This is a genomic window from Arthrobacter nitrophenolicus, from assembly GCF_045833485.1.
In the GTDB taxonomy this organism is placed as follows: domain Bacteria; phylum Actinomycetota; class Actinomycetes; order Actinomycetales; family Micrococcaceae; genus Arthrobacter; species Arthrobacter nitrophenolicus.
In genome coordinates this window covers 2394663-2412813 of record NZ_CP174504.1, presented here as the reverse complement: position 1 = coordinate 2412813, position 18151 = coordinate 2394663, and the positions used below count along the sequence as shown (strand labels likewise).

Below are 18151 nucleotides of genomic sequence, written 5' to 3'. Positions count from 1 at the left end.
GGTTATTTAACTCCTCCGGCGGTCAGCCCGCCTACTAGGTAGCGCTGGAAAATCAGGTAAAGAATGACCACTGGCGCGGCACACACCAGGGCTGCGGCCATCATCTGGCCGTAGGACGGGATGGCACCGCCCTCCTGCGACGCCCCGAAAATTTGGAGTGCCACGGCAGCTGTCTGGCTCTCCGGCCGGGTCATGACCGATGCGAACAGCACGTCGTTCCATCCGAGCAGGAAAGCGAAGATGCCGGAAACAACGATGCCGGGCCAGCTGAGGGGCAGGATGATCCGGAAAAGAACTCCCAGGTTGGATGCGCCGTCGATCCGTGCGGCTTCTTCCAGTTCCTTGGGAAGCCCGCGGAGGTAGGTGACCATCACCCAGGTGGAGAACGGCATCGCGAAGGTCAGGTAGGTGACAAAAAGACCCCACTGCGTTCCGATGACCTGGATGCCAAGATAGGTTGCGGCCGAGGAAAACAGCACGAAGACCGGCAGCACCATGAGCGTTCCGGGGACGGACTGCAGCGCCAACAGGCCCCGGAGGATGGTCAGCCTGCCACGGAAGCTGTAACGGACCAGGACAAACGCGGTGGAGACGGACAAGGCGGCAGAGACTACCGCCGTGGCCCCCGCTACCAGCACGCTGTTGGTGAGGCCGGTGGCGAGGCCCACGCTGGTCCAGATTTTGGCGTAGTTCTCAAAAGTGACCGATGAAGGCCAGAACTCCCCGTTGGCCACGCCGATATCGGAGTTCACTGACGCAAGGAAGATGTACAGCACAGGAATCAGGACCACTGCGCCCAGGAATACCAGGATGATGATCAGCAGGGGCGCCGGCAGGAGTCGCAGCACTTCGTGCTGTCGTTTCGAACCCGGTCGGGGGATGTCGTGGTGTACTGCCGAATGCCGGCTGGCGGTCGAGGTGCTCACTTCTTGGCTCCTGGTGATTCGGCGTCGTCGAGCTTAACGGCGCGGAGGTAAATGAACAGCGGAATGGCAATGAGGACCAGGGAGATGAAAGCCATGGCCGCGCTCAGGCCGAAGCGGAAGCTCTGGAAACTCGTGACGTAGGTAAGGATGGGGAGAACCTCCACATCAGCGGGCGCCGGTACACCGAAGAGCACGAAGGGAAGCGTGAAGTTGTTGATGTGGTGCAGCATTCCGATCAGGAACGCCAGCGCCAGCGGGCCCTTTAGGTAGGGAAACACGACATACCGGAGCTTGTTCCACCAGAGCGCCCCGTCAAGGGCTGAGGCCTCGTGCACTTCGTGGTCCACGGCCTGCAGCCCGGAGAGCGCCAGCAGGTAGATGAATGGCCAGGACGCCCAGATCTGGACGAGTACCAGGGTCCAGAACGATTGGGGACCGTTCAGCCACAGTCCCGCGTCGATTCCGAAAGTGCCCAACGCCCTGTCGATAATTCCCTCGGGCTGGAACATCGTCCGCCAGACTGTTGCCACAACGAAGGAGGGCAGGACGTACGGAATCAGGAAAACCGAGCGGATGACTGCACGGCCCTTGAACGCGTTCTGGGTTGCAACTGCAGCGGCTATGCCCAGCGGCAGTGTCACGACCATTGCTATCAGCGAGTAGCTCACGCTGAGCCAGACTGCGTTCAGCAGCGGCGAAGCAGTCACGGCTTCGACAAAGTTCTCCACGCCGATGAACGGGGAACTGATCCACTTCCGCAGGGTGTACTGGTCCAGGTCGAGGGCGGACATGTAGATGCCCAGGACGAGCGGTACCACGATGATGATGATCATCAGGAACCCGCCCGGGATAAGCATCCACAGCGGCCGGTCCCGTTCGCTCAGGCCTTTGCGGCGCGGGCTGCTCTGGTTGCCCGGCTCCTGGCCGGGGACATCAGCGGCAGTCTCTGCCGCCCGGCTTGCGGCGGACTCCGCCGCAAGCCGGATTTCGTTGGAGGCGTCGGTTGACATCAGAACTTATCCCTTGGAGGCCCGGTCCAGGGATGCCTGGCCCTTCTCCTGGGCCTCCTTGATCCTTGCTTCGAGGGCGGAGCTGTCCACCTTGCCGGCGGCAAGGTCGGGAATCGACTGGACAGTAACGTTGAGGAGGCCGAGCTGCATGTCACCCCATGCGCCGGTGAAAGGCGTTGCCTGTGACTTCTCGGCTGCCTCGGCGAGAGGCTTGAGCTTAGGGTCGCTAAGGCTGGCAAGAGCCTCGGCGTTGGCCGGGAGGTCACCGAAGATCTTCTGGTAGTTCAGTTGCTCTTCCTTGGAGGTGACCAGCTTGATGTAGGCGAAGGCGAGATCCTTCTGCTTGGAGTAGTCAGCCACCACCAGGTTGTCGCCGGAGAGGATACTCGCGGCGTCATCCTCGGACTTGGACTCCGTCTCCCCCGGGGCGACGGTGGGCATCAGGGCATACTCGTACTTTCCGGCGACTTCCGATTTCTCGAGAGTCGGGATCGAGCTGGACGTGGTCATCATCAGGTAACCGGCCTTTCCGCTGGCAAAAGCGGCCACAGCGTTGCTGTTGCTCCACCCGACTGATGCGGGGTCCACAACCTTGTCCTCCGTCAGCCAGCCGAAGTACGTCTCGTAGGCCTTCTTGACGGCGGGATCATCCATTTTGAATGTGTCGCCGTCCACCAGCGGGTTTCCGGCCTGCACCGACATGGCCCAGATGAACTTCCAGGGGTCGAAGTTGTCCTTGTATCCGGTGGCGATCCCGTAGGTGCCGTCCTTGGTCATCTTCTTTGCCTGCTCGGCGAGTTCGTCCCAGCTGGTGGCGGGCTTTTCGATGCCGGCCGCAGCCAGCAGGTCCTTGTTGTAGGCCATCACGAAGGGGCGGCTCACGAAGGGGATGCCTACCTGGTTCTCCTCATCAGGGCCTGAAATGCCGAGGGTGGCCTGATTGAAACGGTCCTTGCCACCCACCTTGTCCCAGTCTTCATCTGACAGCTTGACGAACGCATTTGTGGCATAAGCGGTAGGTGTGAACGTCGTCCCGAGGCCGTACACGTCCGGGCCCTGGCCGGACACCACTGATGTCTGGATGCGGGTGAGTTCATCATTCGCCGAGGCGAAGGTCTCAAACTTCACTTCAGCCCCGGTCTCAGCCTTGAACTTCTCGGCGATCTCGCTCTGCCACTGTTTCTGCTGTTCCGGGTACTGGGGAAGGACCCCGACCAGGACATTCAGGGTCTTGCCGGTGCCGTCCACCTTCCCGTCCGCGTTCGTTGAAGTGCCGGATGATTCTGAACCAGCGGCGCAGCCAGTCAGTGCCAAGGCTGCCGCCGTAACGATTGCTGCGACCCCTGTAGACGATCTAAACCTCATTGTTCTCTCCTCTGGGACGCCCACACGGCCACAAGGACAAGTGGCGCACGTCACTGCAGGCGATTCATCGACCAGCTTAGGAGCGCAGCAATGTTGCGGCAAGCGATTGCCATAAGTTGCCAAAACTGATGAAATATTTCTGTTGGCGTTTTCCGCAGTGGTAACGGGATCCGACGCGTCAGCGCGAAAGGAACGCCCCATGATCACTCCTGCTACTGGCCCGGCACATGAAGAAGCCCGCAAAGGTCCCGCGCCTGCGGACCGGATGCCAACAATCAAAGACGTTGCAGAACTCGCGGGGGTGGCAACGTCCACCGTGTCACGGGCCCTCTCCAAGCCTGACCGGGTGAACCAGCACACCCGGCAACGCATCCAGGAAGCTGCCGCCCAGTTGAACTATGTTCCCAGTTCACAAGCAAAGGGCCTCAGTTCGGGCCGGACGGGCACGGTTGCGGTCCTGGTGCCGGATATCACCAATCCCTTCTACTTCGACATCATCAGAGGAACACAGCACCAGCTCAAAGCCGCCGGCCTTACCCAACTGCTGGTGGATACAGAAGAGTCCAGTGAGATGGAATTGGATGCACTCCACAAGATGCGGCGCTCGGCCGACGGCTTCGTCCTTGCAGCCTCACGCCTCACCGATGCGCAACTTGCGGAGGTGGCCGGGTCCCAGCCCTTGGTGACCATCAACCGGGCATCCGCTGATGCACCGTCAGTAGTAATCGACACCCCGTCCGCCATCATCCAGGCCTTGGACCACTTGGCTTCACTGGGCCATAACAGAGTTTGCTACGTGGGAGGTCCGCCCACATCGTGGTCGAACGAAATGCGCTGGAAAGTCTTTGAGGAGGACTCCAGGAGGCGCGGCATGGAGACCCACCGCATTGGTCCTTTCATCCCCAAGACAACGTCAGGGGCGGCAGCAGCAGATGCAGCGCTGAGAACAGGGGCAACAGCGTGCGTTGTCTTCAATGACCTGCTGGCTATTGGAATGTTGCAGCGACTCCAGGCGCGGGGCATTCGCGTACCGGAAGACATGAGCATTGTCGGATCAGACGACATTTTCGGGGCGGACTTCTGCAACCCCCCTCTAACAACAATTTCAAGTCCCATCGAGCAGGCTGGACGCGTTGCAGTGGCCATGTTGCTGTCCCAGCTCAATCCGGTGCCCGGCGGAGCAAACCGGAAGCTTGCTGTTATGCCCACTCATCTCACAATCCGCCAATCCACCGGGCCTGCACCTGATTGAGCCCGTGAGGTTCCGGCCCGAACACAGGAAGGGCGGGCGACGGCGGGAAGCACCCGCCGTTGTCCGCCCTTCCTCAGCGCAGAGGTCCCTTAGGCCCCGGTGGGGACTCCCGCGCCCGTTTCAGCCGGGACGCCGGGCTGGTTGCGGCCGTACAGCCAGTCGTTGTACTGGAAGCTGTTATCGCCACGGCTCTTGAAGAGCATGTTCCGCAGCACTCGGGCGCGGTAAAAAATACCCCAGGATTGTTGAACAATCTTAGATTCTCGTGCATCCTAGAGAGACCACTTCAACGAGACGAGAATCACTATGGCCTTCATTGACCTCAACAGCGACGTCGGGGAATCCTTCGGCAACTGGACCATGGGCGATGACGCAGCAATCTTCCGCTCGGTGTCCAGCGCCAACGTCGCCTGTGGCTTCCATGCCGGAGACCCGTCCACAATCGCCCGTACCTGCCGCGACGCCGTTGCGGCCGGCGTCGTCATCGGCGCGCACGTGGGCTACCGCGACCTCGCCGGCTTCGGCCGGCGCTTCCTGGACTGCTCCGCCACGGAACTCGCGGATGACGTCCTCTACCAGATGGGTGCCCTCAGCGCGCTGGCCACGGCCGCGGGCGGCCGCATCCAGTACGTCAAGCCGCACGGTGCCCTCTACAACACCATCGTCACGCACGAAACGCATGCCCAGGCCGTCGTGGACGCGGTCAAGGCCTTCGGCGGCGACCTGCCGCTGCTCCTGCTCCCCGGCTCCGTAGCCCTGGCCCGCGCCGAGGCCGCCGGCCTCCGGGGCGTGGCCGAAGCCTTCGCGGACCGCGCCTACAACCCTGACGGAACCCTGGTCTCCCGGCGCGAAGCCGGGGCTGTCCTCCACGACGAGGACGCCGTGGCCGCCAATATGGTCCGGCTGGCCACCGAGGGAACCATCATTGCCCGCGACGGGTCCGCCATCAAGGCGGAAGCGGAGAGCATCTGCCTGCACGGCGACACCGCCGGCGCCGTTTCCATGGCCGCGGCGGTGCGTCGTGAACTGGAAGCCGCCGGCGTGGAAATCCGGAGCTTCGTGTGAGCTCCCCCCGCATCCGCTGGGCCGGGCCCCGCGCCCTCCTTCTCGAACTCGACTCCCTGGAAACGGTCCTGGCCGTCCACGCCCGGCTGCAGGAGACGCCCTTGCCGGGGCAGGTGGATGTTCTGGCCGCCGCACGGACCGTCCTTGCGGTCTTCGATTCCCGCGCCTCGGCGCAGGCGGCCCGTGCCGCCGTCGCCACGCTGGACAGGGACGCGGCCGCGGTGAACGCCGGCAGCGCCGAACCGGTCCGGATCGAGGTGGTGTACGACGGCGACGACCTCGCCGAAGTGGGCCGGCTGACCGGGCTGGGTGCCGACGGCGTAATCGCCGCGCACACCGGGCAGCTGTGGACGGCCGCGTTCGGCGGGTTCGCCCCCGGCTTCGCCTACCTGGTAGGCGAGCATGACGCACTGAATGTTCCACGGCGCAGCTCACCGCGCACCGCCGTTCCCGCAGGTTCCGTGGCCCTGGCCGGCAATTTCTCCGCCGTGTACCCGCGGCGCTCCCCCGGCGGCTGGCAGCTGATCGGACGCACCGCTGCGCGGATGTGGGACCTGGACCGCGAACAGCCTGCCTTGCTCCGGCCCGGCAGCACCGTCCGGTATGTCGCAGTGCGGGAAGTCGTGGAAGTCGTGACGGTCGCGGAACCCGCCGGACAGCGTGAATCCGCCGGACAGGGTGGACCCGCCGCACAGCCGGACACCCCTGCCGGGGTCCAGGCTGCCGGGGTTCCCGCCCTGGAGATCATCACCCCCGGCCCGCAGTCCCTCATCCAGGACCTTGGCCGTCCCGGCTTCGGAGACCTGGGCGTCTCCCCCGCGGGCGCTGCCGACGCCGCCGGTGCCCGCCAGGCGAACCGCCTGGTGGGAAACCCACCGGGTGATGCCGTACTTGAAACCGTCCTGGGCGGACTGTCCGTCCGCGCCCGCGGCGAACTGACCGCCGCGCTCACCGGCGCTCCCGCGGACGCGGAGATCCGGTCAGGCAGCGCCAGCCGCCCGGCCCCGCTGTACGCCCCCTTCCCGCTGCACGACGGCGAGAGCCTCCACCTTGGCACGCCGGAGGCCGGCCTGCGCACTTACCTTGCCGTCCGGGGCGGCATCGACGTTCCCCCGGTGCTGGGCAGCCGGTCCACGGACCTGATGTCCGGGATTGGACCGTCTCCGCTGGACGCCGGAACGGTGCTGCCCGTAGGCGCGGCAGACCGCGGCCGTGTGGTGGGCCAGCCGGAACCGCCAACCCTGCATCCGGCCCTCAGCCAGGGCGGGACCGACGGCGCCCCGGTGGTGCTTCGGGTGACCCCCGGTCCCCGCGACGACTGGTTCACACCGCAATCCCTCGCCGCGTTGACCGGGCAGGACTGGGCGGTCACTGCCGAGTCCAACCGGATCGGCGTGCGGCTGGATACTTCAGCCGGCGGGACACCGCTGGAACGCTCGCGGACTGAGGAACTGCCCAGCGAAGGAGTGGTTGCCGGCTCACTGCAGGTGCCGCCGTCGGGCCTTCCCGTCCTCTTCCTCGCCGACCACCCAGTGACCGGCGGTTACCCCGTGATCGCCGTCGTCGTTCCCGAAGACCTGCCGGTGGCGGCGCAGCTCCCGCCCGGAACCACCGTCCGGTTCCAGGCCGTGGACCCAGGGACCATGGAGCCGCTCCGGCCCGGCGCCCTGCAGCAGCCGGAACCCACCGCCCCCACGCCTGCCACGAACAGCCTGTGAAAGAAGCAGCCATGAAAAAAGTCCTGATCGCCAACCGTGGCGAAATCGCCGTCCGGATCGTCCGCGCCTGCGCCGATGCAGGCCTGGCGTCCGTCGCCGTCTACTCGGATCCCGATGCCGACGCCCTGCACGTGCGCCTCAGCGACGAGGCCTACGCCTTGGAGGGGTCCGCCAGCGCGGAAACCTACCTGAACATCGGGAAGCTCCTGGCCGTGGCAGCCCGCGCCGGTGCCGACGCCGTGCATCCCGGCTACGGCTTCCTGTCCGAGAACGCCGACTTTGCGCAGGCGGTGCTCGACGCCGGACTCACGTGGGTGGGCCCGTCACCGGAAGCCATCCGCAGCCTGGGCAACAAGGTCACCGCCCGGGAAATCGCCGTCCGCGCCGGCGCCCCGCTGGTCCCCGGGTCGGACGGACCCGCCGCAAACGCCGACGAGGTGCGGGCGTTCGCCGCGCAGTACGGCGTTCCAGTGGCCATCAAGGCGGCCTTCGGCGGCGGCGGCCGCGGGCTGAAGATCGCCTACCGGATGGAGGACATCGACGACGCCTTCGACTCCGCGGTGCGTGAGGCAACCGTAGCCTTCGGCCGTGGCGAATGCTTCGTAGAACGCTTCCTGGACCGGCCCCGCCACGTCGAGGCCCAGGTCATCGCCGATACGCACGGAAACGTGGTGGTGGTGGGCACCCGTGACTGCTCCCTCCAGCGCCGCAACCAGAAGCTCGTGGAGGAAGCACCGGCGCCGTTCCTCACGCCGGAGCAGCGCAGCCGCATCCACGAGTCCGCCCGCGCCATCTGCCGGGAAGCCGGTTACACCGGGGCGGGCACCGTGGAGTACCTGGTGGCACCCGACGGCGTCATCTCCTTCCTCGAAGTCAACACCCGGCTGCAGGTGGAGCACCCGGTCACCGAGGAAACCTCCGGCATCGACCTGGTGCGCGAACAGTTCCGGATCGCCGCAGGCCTGCCGCTCTCCATCACCGAGGACCCCCAGCCCACCGGCCACGCCATCGAGTTCCGGCTGAACGCCGAAGACGCCGGCCGCGGCTTCCTGCCCTCCCCCGGCCCCGTGGACGTCTTTGAGGCACCCACCGGCCCCGGCATCCGCGTGGACTCCGGGGTCCGTTCCGGCTCCGTCATCCCGGCCGAATACGACTCCCTGATGGCCAAGCTGATCGTCCGCGGCGAGGACCGCGCGCAGGCGCTGCGCCGCGCGCGTGCCGCGCTGGACGAACTGCGGATCGAAGGCGTGCCCACGGTGGTCCCGTTCCACCGGGCCGTGGTGCGAGACCCGGACTTCACGGCGACGGACCGACTGGGCGTCTACACCACGTGGATTGAGTCCGAGTTCTCCGGCCGGCTCGCGGCCTCGCTAAAGAGCGGAATTGCCGGGCCCGTGGCGCGGCGCGAAACCCTCACCGTGGAAATCGACGGGAAGGCCGTCCAGCTGGGACTCCCGGCACAGGTTTATGCGGCCCTGATGAACGGCGGTGGCGGTGTTTCGGCCGGTGCAGGTTCTGCCGGTGCCGGCACCCACAGCGGAGACGCCGCCGACGACGGCCGGGTCACCGCGCCGATGGGCGGCAACCTGGTCAAATGGCTGGCCGAGGACGGCGCCGAGGTGGCCGCCGACCAGCCCCTCGCCGTCGTGGAAGCGATGAAGATGGAAACCGTGGTGGCCGCGTCCGGTGCCGGCACCTTCCGCCGCGGTGCGCAGGAGCCGGGGGCCGTCGTCGTGCGCGGCGAAGTGCTGGGCACGGTCGGCTAACATCGGATGTTGACTTGGAGATTGGGGGCGCGGACATGGATACCGGGACACACGGCGCAGCAGAACACGCACACACGACGGCATGGATCGCTTCCGTGCTGCGGAACCGCATCGCGGCCGGCGAACTGACCCCCGGGTCAAAGCTGTCCGAACAATCACTGTCCGCCTCGCTGGGCGTTTCCCGCAATACCCTGCGGCAGGCGTTCACCATCCTTGCCGGCGAGTCGATCGTCACGCACATCCCCAACCGGGGCGTCTTCGTGGCGTCGCCGGGCGAGGAGGAGGTGCGCGAGATCTACCGCATCCGCCGGACCATCGAACCTGCCGCCGTGCTCTGGGGTGAGCTCACTCCGCAAACGCTGGACGAGATGGAAGCCATTGTCCAGCGCGCCCAGGCTGCCCGGAACGCCGGCTCCGTCACGGACATGGCGGATGCCAACCAGGCCCTGCACCGCGCGGTGGTGGGCCTGACAGGCAGCGCCACGCTGCAGGAGCTGATGGACCGAGTGCTCGCCGAAATGCGGCTGGTCTTCCATGCCATGGCCTCCGCCCCCGACTTCCACAGCCACTACGTGGAGCGCAACGTGGAGCTTGTGAAACGGCTCCGCGCAGGTGAGCGGGAGGAGGCGGCGGCCGGGCTGCGCGCCTACCTCGATGCCGCCGAAGCCGAGCTGCTGGGCCACCTGGCCAGCACGGGACACTGATCGCCACAGGGCACTGACCGGCACGGGGCACTGACCGGCAACTGTTAAGCGGAGAGGGCCTGCACCAACCGGTGCAGGCCCTCTCCGCTTCAAAGGCGCCAGGTTCAGGGAACCAGGTAGTCGCTGTCCCGCGCGTCGGTGATGAGCATGTGGCCGGGCGCGTGGCCGATGGCCAGCGGGGGCCGGGACTGCATCACGGCGGCCTGCGGCGTGACGCCACACGCCCAGAACACCGGAATATGGCCATCCGGAATGGTCACGGCGTCGCCGAAATCCGGCCGGGCAAGATCGCCGATGCCCAGTTCGTGCGGATTGCCCACGTGGACTGGCGCGCCATGCACGGCCGGGTAGCGCGAGGTGATGCGGACCGCGTCGGCCACCTGCGAGGCCGGGACGGGACGCATCGAGACCACCATGGGACCGGCCATCGTGCCGGCGGGGGCGCACTGGCGGTTGGTGCGGTACATCGGCACATTCACGCCCTGCTCGATGTGGGCTATGCCGATGCCGCCGTCCTGCAGGGCGGCCTCGAACGTGAAGGAACAGCCGATCAGGAACGTCACCAGGTCATCACGCCAGTGGCTGGTGATGTCCGTGGGCTCGTCCACTTTCTCTCCGTCGCGGTACACCGTGTACTTCGGCACATCGGTTCGAATGTCACCGCCGGCCAGCAGCGGACCGCTGGTTTCGCCCGGTTCGAGGATGCCCAGGATGGGGCACGGCTTGGGATTGCGCTGGGCGAACAGCAGGAAATCGAAGGCGTGCTCCCGGGGGATGGCAAGCACATTCGCCTGCGCGTACCCCCGGGACCAGCCGGACGTCGGTTCCACCAGCCCGCCGCGGAACGCTTCGCGCGCCGCGGCGGGGGTGATGCTGGAGCGGTCCATCATGCCCACAGCTTTGCCAGGCCCATGACCGAATTCCAGCCGAGGAACACGGTGAGGATCCAGGCTGCGGCACCAACCAGCAGCAGCCACTTCGGGTAGGCGTAGCCGTGCATCAGGTCGCGGCGGCGCCATGCCACCCAGAGCAGGACCGCAAAGCCCACCGGCAGGATCAGGCCGTTGAAGGCGCCGGCAAAAATCAGCAGCTGCTGGGGCGCCTGGCCGAGGAAGATGTACACGATGGCGCAGCCGGCGATGAACGCAACGGTGATGAGGTTCCGCTTGCGCTCGGGAGTGCGGGAGGAGGTGATGAAGGAGACAGAGGTGAAGGCTGCGCCGATGACCGAGGTGATGGCAGCGGCCCAAAGAACCACGCCAAACATCCGCATGCCGATTTCACCGGCGGCCGCGCCGAAGGCCTCGGCCGCCATGTTGTTGCTGCTGAGGACCGTCCCGCCGGCAACGACGCCGAGGATGGCCAGGAAGAGCAGCACGCGCATCAGACCGGTCACCAGGATACCCAGGACGGAGCTGCGGGTGATCTCCTTGACGTGCCGGATGCCGGTGGCGCCGGAGTCGAGCATGCGGTGGGCACCGGCGTAGGTGATGTAGCCGCCCACGGTGCCGCCCACCAGGGTGGTGATGATGAGGAAGTCCACGGTTTCGGGGAGGAACGTGTTCTTCAGGGCCTCTCCCAGCGGCGGGGCGGCAACGATGGCCACGTAGATCATCAGCAGGATCATGACGGCACCCAGCAGCACCACGATCCGGTCCAGCGCCATGCCGGCCTTCTTGCTGATGAAGATCAGGATGGCGACGGCGGCCGAGACCGCACCGCCGATCTTGGGGTCCACACCCATCATGGCGTTGGCGCCGAGGCCGGTACCGGCGATGTTGCCGATGTTGAAGACAACGCCGCCAAGGAACACCAGGCCGGAGAGGAACCAGCCGACGCCGGGAAGGACCTTGTTGCCAAGCTCCTGCGCCCGGAGCCCGGTGACGCCGATGACCCGCCAGACGTTCATTTGGACTGCGATGTCGATCAGGATCGAGGCCAGGATCGCGAAGGCGAATGCGGCCCCGATCTGGGCTGTGAACACCGTGGTCTGGGTGATGAAGCCCGGTCCAATGGCGCTGGTAGCCATGAGGAACATGGCGCCAAGGAGCGCGGTGCGCCGGGCGGAAGTGCTCAGGTTCAGTTTGATGCCGGGTTCTGCCATGGTTTCCATCCATTGCCTAAGGTGACTGGAGTCACAATTATCGTCCCCAGTGACGATACAGGTTGTTGAACAATCTTGGCAAGGTATTGTTGAACAACTTTTTCGAAACAGCACGCCGAGACGGGGACTTTCGGCGCTGCCCCTTCCATGGGCCGGAATCCAAAAAGGGGACTGCAGGCTTGGTTCACATTCCATAATTGGGGCCCGCTGCGCTGGATACGATGAGGTGACCGGACAGAGCCGTCCGGCGGAATCAACGCAAAAGGAAACCCATGGCCGCGGTTACGGTGGACGACATCCTCTCGGATCTCCCCCTGGGTTCCGCCAGCCTCATCCTCCGGCCCGCCCCTGAACGGTCGGCCATCGAGCGGCTCCTCATCCTGGACGCCGATGACGGGACGGCGGATGCAACAGGGGCATTTGTCCTGCTGATCGGCGTGCGCGGCCGTTCTGCCCTGCCTGCCCTGCGCCGGCTCCTGCAGAGTCCCCCGCCGGTTGTGGCGATCAAGGGCAACCGGAAAGACGTTGCCGAGGCGGAGGAACTCCTGCACACTGCCGGGGCAGGGCTGCTCCTGGTGGACCCCGGAGCCGACTGGGACCGCCTGCTGTCCATTGCGAAGGACAGGATCCAGCCGCGCAGCTACCAGAGCGAGGTGCTGACCCTCCTCGAGGAGGACCTGTTTGCCATCGCCCAGACCACGGCCCGGCTGACCTCCAGCCACGTGGTCATCGAGGACGCCGCCAACAAGGTCCTCGCCTACTCCACGGTCACCAACGACATCGACGAACTGCGGAAAGCCTCCATCCTGGCCCGGCGCGGTCCGCGGAAATACGAACTGCTGCTCAAGGACCTGGGCGCCTACCGTGAACTCCACCGCACCCGGCTGCCGGTGCGCGTCCCGGCCAGGCCGCAGGACGGGCTGCGTGAACGGGTGGCCATCACCCTGTTCGCCGGCGACCGGATCATGGGCTACATCTGGCTCCAGGAAACCGGCGAAGGCTTTGGCCCGGACGTCGACAACATCCTGACAGGATCCGCCGCGCGGGTTTCCGCCGAGCTGATCCGCTACCGCAACCAGCAGTCCGTGCACATGCGGGAGGACCGCATCGTGCGGCTCCTGTCCGGTCCGGCTGAAGCCGCGGCCAGCGCCCACAGCGAGAAGATCCCGGCGGACCGGCCGGCCGCCCTGGTCCTGCTCGGCATGTCCGCCGCGGACTCCCAGGCCGACGACGCGGCACTCAAGCACGGCGAACTGGCCAACCTCGCATCCATCCACGCCGCCGCGTACAAGGCCTCCGCCGTCGTCGGGCAGTTCAATGGCGATACCGCCATCATCATCCCCGGGCTGCAGTCCACCGCCTCCGAGCCGGGGCTGTGCACCCTGGCCGAGGCCATTGTCCGGGATGCGCGCAAGCACCTCGGCCTTACCCCCTTTGCCGCCGTCGGTCCCGTGGTCCCGGATCTGTTGTCCATCCATACGGCCACCCGCGTCACCGAAGCCCTGCTGGCCTGCGTGGGGAGTGCGGACGCGGGTGCCGTTGCCACGGTGGACGACTTCGAGGAGGAGATCCTCTTCCGCGAGGCGGTCCGCAATTTCACGTCGTCCCCCTTCCGTCACCGCAGCCTGGCGGCGCTGCTCCAGCAGGATGCCGAGCTCGCCGGGACCCTGCGTGCGTATTTCGACGCGTCTTTCGACGTCGCCGAGTGCGCCAAGCGCATGAACCTCCACAAGAACACCGTCTACTACCGGGTCAGCAAGGCCGCGCGGGTCACCCGCCTGGACTTCGGCAACCCCCGCGATTCCCTTGTCGCCCTGCTCCACATCCAGGAGTGGGCGGCCAACCACCACGATCTGCCAGGCAGGAAATGACCGCAACACTCCAGGCACCACCTTTGGGTGGCCTCCTCGACGACATCGTCGGCAAGCACCGTCCCCGCCGGGAAGCGGGATCCGTCCCCGGAAACATTCCGTTCCTCGCGGAGATCCCGTTCGACAGGTTCGGGATCGCGGTGGCCACCACCTCCGGGGAAGTCTTCAGCTCCGGGGACGCACACGTCCCGTTTTCCATCCAGAGCATTTCCAAGGTCTTCACGCTGGCCATGGCACTGCAGGGCGGCAAGGCCGGTGCGCTCTGGCAGCGGGTGCTGCGCGAACCGTCCGGAACGTCCTTCAATTCGCTGGTGCAGCTGGAGGTGGAACACGGCATTCCACGCAACCCGTTCATCAACGCCGGCGCCCTGGTGGTCACGGACCACCTGATGGAGGAAGCGCCCGACGCCGCCACGCAGCTTCTGCGGTTCGTCACCGAACAGGCGGGGCGCGGGGCCGAGGACACCTTGCCCGGGCCCTTCATCGACGAGGCCGCGGCCGCCAGCGAGCTGGCCCGCAGCAGCCGCAACCTGGCACTGGCCCATTTCCTGAAGGACTTCGGTAATCTCCGGCGGCCCGCCGAAGCGGTGGTGCAAAGCTATGTCCGCCAGTGTTCGATCATGATGTCGTGCGTTGAACTCGCCACGGCCGGGCTTTTCCTGGCCCGGGACGGCCAGGGCGCCCGGGGACCGGTCCTGTCCCCCAGCGAAGCCAAGCGGATCGGTTCCATCATGCTGACCTGCGGGATGTACGACGCCGCCGGCGAGTTCGCCTACCGCGTGGGCCTTCCGGGCAAAAGCGGGGTGGGAGGCGGAATCCTGGTGATCGTTCCAGGCAAATGCACCATCTGCGTCTGGAGCCCGCGCCTGGACGCCAAAGGCAACTCGCTGGCCGGCACTGCCGCCCTCGCCGAACTGTCCGACCTCACCGGCTGGTCCGTCTTCTAGGCCCGCTCCCACCTTAATCCCCCCACCCAGACAGATCTTTCCCGGATCGAAAGGATCGACCATGCCCAAAAACCCCAATGACGAGGTTGGCATTTCCCAGGCCGACGGCGGGCACGCCCATGCATCGGAGCAGGCCCTGCACGCGGAGGATAAGGGTTACCACAAGAATTTGAAGCCGCGGCAGATCCAGATGATCGCGATCGGCGGTGCGATCGGGACCGGCCTGTTCCTGGGCGCCGGCGGCCGGCTCAACGCGGCCGGCCCGTCCCTGGTCATCGCCTACGCCGTGTGCGGGTTCTTCGCGTTCCTGATCCTGCGCGCCCTGGGCGAACTGGTCCTGCACCGGCCCTCTTCTGGCTCCTTCGTCTCCTACGCCCGCGAATTCTTCGGCGAGAAAGCGGCCTTCGTCTCGGGCTGGTTCTACTGGATCAACTGGGCCACCACCACCATCGTGGACATCACCGCCGCGGCCCTCTACATGAACTTCTTCGGCAACTACATCCCCTGGATGGCAGCCGTCCCGCAATGGGCCTGGGCTTTGATCGCCCTCGTCGTCGTCCTCGCCCTGAACCTCGTCTCCGTCAAAGTCTTCGGCGAAATGGAATTCTGGTTCGCCCTGATCAAAGTCGCAGCCCTGGTCATCTTCCTCATCGTCGGCACCTACTTCGTCATCTTCGGCACCCCCGTCGACGGCCAGCAGGTCGGCATCAGCCTCATCACCGACAACGGCGGCATCTTCCCCAACGGCCTGCTGCCCATGATCATCCTCATGCAAGGCGTCCTGTTCGCCTACGCCTCCATCGAACTCGTCGGCACCGCCGCCGGCGAAACCGAAAACCCCGAAAAAATCATGCCCAAGGCCATCAACTCCGTCGTCTTCCGCATCGCCGTGTTCTACGTCGGCTCCGTCATCCTCCTGGCCCTGCTCCTCCCGTACACCTCCTACGAAAAAGGCGTCAGCCCCTTCGTCACCTTCTTCGGCTCCATCGGCATCCAAGGCGTGGACGTCATCATGAACCTCGTCGTCCTCACCGCCGCCCTGTCCTCCCTCAACGCCGGCCTCTACTCCACCGGCCGGATCCTGCGCTCCATGTCCGTCAACGGCTCCGCCCCCCAATTCGCCTCCCGCATGAACAAAGCAGGCGTCCCCTACGGCGGCATCGCCATCACCGCCGCCGTCTCCCTCCTCGGCGTCCCCCTGAACTACCTCGTCCCCGCCCAAGCCTTCGAAATCGTCCTCAACGTCGCCTCCGTCGGCATCATCATGACCTGGGCCACCATCGTCCTGTGCCAAATCCAGCTCAAACGCTGGGCAGACAAAGGCTGGCTGCAACGCCCCTCCTTCCGCATGTTCGGCGCCCCCTACACCGGCTACCTCTCCCTGCTCTTCCTCGCCGGCGTCCTGGCCATGGTCTTCATCGAATCCCCCCTCACCATGCTCGTCACCGCCATCGCATCCATCCTCATGGTCATCGGCTGGTACGCCTGCCGCACCCGCATCCACGAAATCGCCGCAACCCGCGACGGCCACACCGGAGTATCTCCCGTCATCGCCAACCGGACCCCCATCCGGTAGCCCACGCCACACGGGCCGCAGCCGCAAATCCACCGCCAGAACACCTAGCTGAAGAAAGAACATGACACCAGAGCCGCAATCCACCCTGGCCACCTCTCCCACTACGCCCGCCGCAGAAGCGCCTGCCGCCGTCGTCAACGCCCGGACGGAGGAGCAACCGCGCCCGGACGCGCCCGCCCCGGCCCTGAAATCCGCCGGGCACGTGATTGTTGATTCCCTCGTCGCCCACGGCGTGGAACGCACATATGTGGTTCCCGGCGAGAGCTTCCTGGACGTGCTGGACGGGCTGCACAGTTCCGGGATCCAGACCGTCGTCTGCCGGCACGAGGGCGGCGCCGCGTACATGGCCGAGGCGGACGGCAAGATGCACCAGCGCCCGGGTGTTGCCATGGTGACCCGCGGCCCCGGCGCGGCCAACGCCCACGTGGGGCTGCACACGGCGTGGCAGGACTCCACTCCCATGCTGCTCTTCGTGGGCCTGATCCCGTTCGCCCACCGGGACCGGGAGGCGTTCCAGGAGTTCGACATCAAGGCGTGGTTCGATACCGGCGCCAAGCGGGTCATGACCCTGGACCATCCGGAGCGGGCATCCGAAATCGTGGCGGAGGCGATGTTCGCCGCCATGAGCGGACGGCCCGGGCCGGTGGTGGTGGGCTTGCCGGAGGACATCATCCGGCAAGAGATCAGCCCGGTGCTGCACCCGGCCATCCCGGTTGCTGCCGGCGGCATGGCCAGGACGGACGCGGAGGCCCTCGAGGAGGCCCTGGCGGAATCGAGCAAGCCGCTCTTCGTGACGGGCGGCAATGACTGGACCCAGGAGGCGGCAGACCAGCTCACCGCCTGGCTGGAGGAGCACCGGATCCCGGCGGCGGCGGAATGGCGGACGCAGGGAACAGTGCCGTTCGATTCCCCCTCGTACGTGGGGCCCATCGGGTACGGCCGGCCGCGCCCCACGTACGACCTGCTTGAGGAAACCGACCTGCTGGTGTTCGTTGGAACCGTGCCGGGCGACGTGATCACGGACGGCTTTGTCTGCCGGCAGGACTGGAACAAGAAGAACTTCCTGGTGACTGCAGATCCGTCACTGCGCGGCCGTTCCGGCCCGGTGTCCCGCCAAGTTTTGGCCAAGCCGGAAGCCTTTGTGCGCGATCTTCGGAACATCCACCTGCCAGTGAAGGATGAGTGGAAGGCCTGGACAGGCAGGATGCGGGCGGAGCAGGAACGGTTCGCGGCGCTTCCTCCGGCTGCTCCGGCAGCCGGCCAGGCCCGGATGGACACCCTGATGGCGAACCTCGTCCCCAGGCTGCCGGCCGATGCCATGGTGACCTTCGGAGCGGGCGAGCATACCAACTGGGCGCACCGCTACTTCCCCACCCGCCGGTACGTGTCCATGATCAGCGCCCGCAACGGCTCCATGGGCTACTCCGTGCCGTCAGCCATCGCGGCTTCCCTGGCTGATCCGCGACGGCGGGTCGTCACCATCGCGGGCGACGGCGAGTTCCTCATGAACGGGCAGGAACTAGCCACCGCAGCGCAGTACGGTGCAACACCGCTGGTGATCGTGATGGACAACCAGGAATACGGCACCATCCGTACGCACCAGGAACGGCACTACCCCGCCCGAATTTCCGGCACCCAGCTGCAGAACCCCGACTTTGGGCTGATGGCCAGGGCATTCGGGGGTTTTGGCATCACGGTTACGGAGGACAGGGATATTCCGGCGGCGCTGGACGCTGCGCTGGAGGCCATCGACCAGGACAACGCCTTCGCCCTGATCCACCTGGTGGTGGAGCAGCGGGTCAAGGCGTACTGAGGAAACTAGTGCCGGGCAGGCTGGACGGCGGCGG

Annotated in this window: 15 protein-coding genes; 9 read left to right on the top strand and 6 right to left on the bottom strand. The window is 66.1% G+C overall.

What is annotated here, in order from left to right:
• Positions 1–2 precede the first annotated feature (2 nt).
• From ACJJV6_RS11365 to ACJJV6_RS11355, 3 genes are read right to left on the bottom strand one after another with little or no spacing between them, the layout of a single operon-like run.
• The gene (locus tag ACJJV6_RS11365) at positions 3–926 is read right to left on the bottom strand and encodes a carbohydrate ABC transporter permease (RefSeq protein WP_133348622.1); all 924 of its coding nucleotides are present in this window, start codon (positions 924–926) and stop codon (positions 3–5) included.
• The gene (locus ACJJV6_RS11360) at positions 923–1936 is read right to left on the bottom strand and encodes a carbohydrate ABC transporter permease (protein ID WP_009359079.1); all 1014 of its coding nucleotides are present in this window, start codon (positions 1934–1936) and stop codon (positions 923–925) included. Before ACJJV6_RS11360 ends, ACJJV6_RS11365 begins: the two co-directional genes overlap by 4 nt.
• A 6-nt stretch (positions 1937–1942) precedes the next feature.
• Positions 1943–3301: an ABC transporter substrate-binding protein gene (locus ACJJV6_RS11355; protein ID WP_407708971.1), complete on the bottom strand. Its 1359-nt coding sequence runs from the start codon at positions 3299–3301 to the stop codon at positions 1943–1945.
• Between the two features lie 199 nt (positions 3302–3500).
• On the opposite strand from ACJJV6_RS11355, the gene ACJJV6_RS11350 reads away from it, so the two are divergent.
• Positions 3501–4553 (top strand): LacI family DNA-binding transcriptional regulator, encoded by a 1053-nt coding sequence (locus tag ACJJV6_RS11350; RefSeq protein ID WP_407710496.1) that lies wholly within the window; start codon positions 3501–3503, stop codon positions 4551–4553.
• A gap of 89 nt (positions 4554–4642) precedes the next feature.
• Here the strand turns inward: ACJJV6_RS11350 and ACJJV6_RS11345 are convergent, their stop codons facing one another.
• Positions 4643–4768 (bottom strand): hypothetical protein, encoded by a 126-nt coding sequence (locus ACJJV6_RS11345; protein ID WP_407708970.1) that lies wholly within the window; start codon positions 4766–4768, stop codon positions 4643–4645.
• Between the two features lie 91 nt (positions 4769–4859).
• Here ACJJV6_RS11345 and ACJJV6_RS11340 point away from each other — a divergent pair, with 91 nt between their 5' ends.
• The 4 genes from ACJJV6_RS11340 to ACJJV6_RS11325 are packed head-to-tail and all read left to right on the top strand — an operon-like array spanning position 4860 to position 9806.
• Positions 4860–5618: a LamB/YcsF family protein gene (locus tag ACJJV6_RS11340; RefSeq protein ID WP_407708969.1), complete on the top strand. Its 759-nt coding sequence runs from the start codon at positions 4860–4862 to the stop codon at positions 5616–5618.
• The gene (locus ACJJV6_RS11335) at positions 5615–7336 is read left to right on the top strand and encodes a 5-oxoprolinase/urea amidolyase family protein (RefSeq protein ID WP_407708968.1); all 1722 of its coding nucleotides are present in this window, start codon (positions 5615–5617) and stop codon (positions 7334–7336) included. The genes ACJJV6_RS11340 and ACJJV6_RS11335 overlap by 4 nt, the downstream gene beginning before the upstream one ends.
• A gap of 11 nt (positions 7337–7347) precedes the next feature.
• Positions 7348–9102, top strand: coding sequence for a biotin carboxylase N-terminal domain-containing protein (locus ACJJV6_RS11330; RefSeq protein ID WP_009359075.1), 1755 nt, complete (start codon positions 7348–7350; stop codon positions 9100–9102).
• Between the two features lie 35 nt (positions 9103–9137).
• Positions 9138–9806 carry a GntR family transcriptional regulator gene (locus tag ACJJV6_RS11325; RefSeq protein ID WP_407708967.1) on the top strand — a complete coding sequence of 223 codons (669 nt, stop codon included), beginning with the start codon at positions 9138–9140 and terminating at the stop codon, positions 9804–9806.
• A gap of 104 nt (positions 9807–9910) precedes the next feature.
• On the opposite strand, the gene ACJJV6_RS11320 is transcribed toward ACJJV6_RS11325, so the two are convergent.
• Both ACJJV6_RS11320 and ACJJV6_RS11315 read right to left on the bottom strand, forming a co-directional pair.
• Positions 9911–10693, bottom strand: a complete 783-nt coding sequence (locus tag ACJJV6_RS11320) for a putative hydro-lyase (protein ID WP_407710495.1) — start codon at positions 10691–10693, stop codon at positions 9911–9913.
• Positions 10693–11910 (bottom strand): NRAMP family divalent metal transporter, encoded by a 1218-nt coding sequence (locus ACJJV6_RS11315; protein WP_009359072.1) that lies wholly within the window; start codon positions 11908–11910, stop codon positions 10693–10695. Before ACJJV6_RS11315 ends, ACJJV6_RS11320 begins: the two co-directional genes overlap by 1 nt.
• A 272-nt stretch (positions 11911–12182) precedes the next feature.
• Here ACJJV6_RS11315 and ACJJV6_RS11310 point away from each other — a divergent pair, with 272 nt between their 5' ends.
• The 4 genes from ACJJV6_RS11310 to ACJJV6_RS11295 all read left to right on the top strand — a co-directional run bounded on the left by ACJJV6_RS11310 (position 12183) and on the right by ACJJV6_RS11295 (position 18117).
• Positions 12183–13781: a PucR family transcriptional regulator gene (locus ACJJV6_RS11310; protein WP_407708966.1), complete on the top strand. Its 1599-nt coding sequence runs from the start codon at positions 12183–12185 to the stop codon at positions 13779–13781.
• Entirely contained in the window at positions 13778–14728 is a 951-nt protein-coding gene (locus tag ACJJV6_RS11305) for a glutaminase (protein ID WP_407708965.1), read from the top strand. The genes ACJJV6_RS11310 and ACJJV6_RS11305 overlap by 4 nt, the downstream gene beginning before the upstream one ends.
• 61 nt (positions 14729–14789) lie before the next feature.
• Entirely contained in the window at positions 14790–16304 is a 1515-nt protein-coding gene (locus ACJJV6_RS11300; RefSeq protein ID WP_407708964.1) for an amino acid permease, read from the top strand.
• Positions 16305–16365: 61 nt separating this feature from the next.
• Positions 16366–18117 carry a thiamine pyrophosphate-dependent enzyme gene (locus tag ACJJV6_RS11295; protein ID WP_407708963.1) on the top strand — a complete coding sequence of 584 codons (1752 nt, stop codon included), beginning with the start codon at positions 16366–16368 and terminating at the stop codon, positions 18115–18117.
• Positions 18118–18151 lie beyond the last annotated feature (34 nt).

Coding starts and splice junctions, on each gene's coding strand:
- ACJJV6_RS11360 (WP_009359079.1), bottom strand. CDS start 1,936: ATGTCAACCGACGCCTCCAACGAAATCCGGCTTGCGGCGGAGTCCGCC.
- ACJJV6_RS11355 (WP_407708971.1), bottom strand. CDS start 3,301: ATGAGGTTTAGATCGTCTACAGGGGTCGCAGCAATCGTTACGGCGGCA.
- ACJJV6_RS11350 (WP_407710496.1), top strand. CDS start 3,501: ATGATCACTCCTGCTACTGGCCCGGCACATGAAGAAGCCCGCAAAGGT.
- ACJJV6_RS11340 (WP_407708969.1), top strand. CDS start 4,860: ATGGCCTTCATTGACCTCAACAGCGACGTCGGGGAATCCTTCGGCAAC.
- ACJJV6_RS11330 (WP_009359075.1), top strand. CDS start 7,348: ATGAAAAAAGTCCTGATCGCCAACCGTGGCGAAATCGCCGTCCGGATC.
- ACJJV6_RS11325 (WP_407708967.1), top strand. CDS start 9,138: ATGGATACCGGGACACACGGCGCAGCAGAACACGCACACACGACGGCA.
- ACJJV6_RS11320 (WP_407710495.1), bottom strand. CDS start 10,693: ATGGACCGCTCCAGCATCACCCCCGCCGCGGCGCGCGAAGCGTTCCGC.
- ACJJV6_RS11315 (WP_009359072.1), bottom strand. CDS start 11,910: ATGGCAGAACCCGGCATCAAACTGAACCTGAGCACTTCCGCCCGGCGC.
- ACJJV6_RS11310 (WP_407708966.1), top strand. CDS start 12,183: ATGGCCGCGGTTACGGTGGACGACATCCTCTCGGATCTCCCCCTGGGT.
- ACJJV6_RS11305 (WP_407708965.1), top strand. CDS start 13,778: ATGACCGCAACACTCCAGGCACCACCTTTGGGTGGCCTCCTCGACGAC.
- ACJJV6_RS11300 (WP_407708964.1), top strand. CDS start 14,790: ATGCCCAAAAACCCCAATGACGAGGTTGGCATTTCCCAGGCCGACGGC.
- ACJJV6_RS11295 (WP_407708963.1), top strand. CDS start 16,366: ATGACACCAGAGCCGCAATCCACCCTGGCCACCTCTCCCACTACGCCC.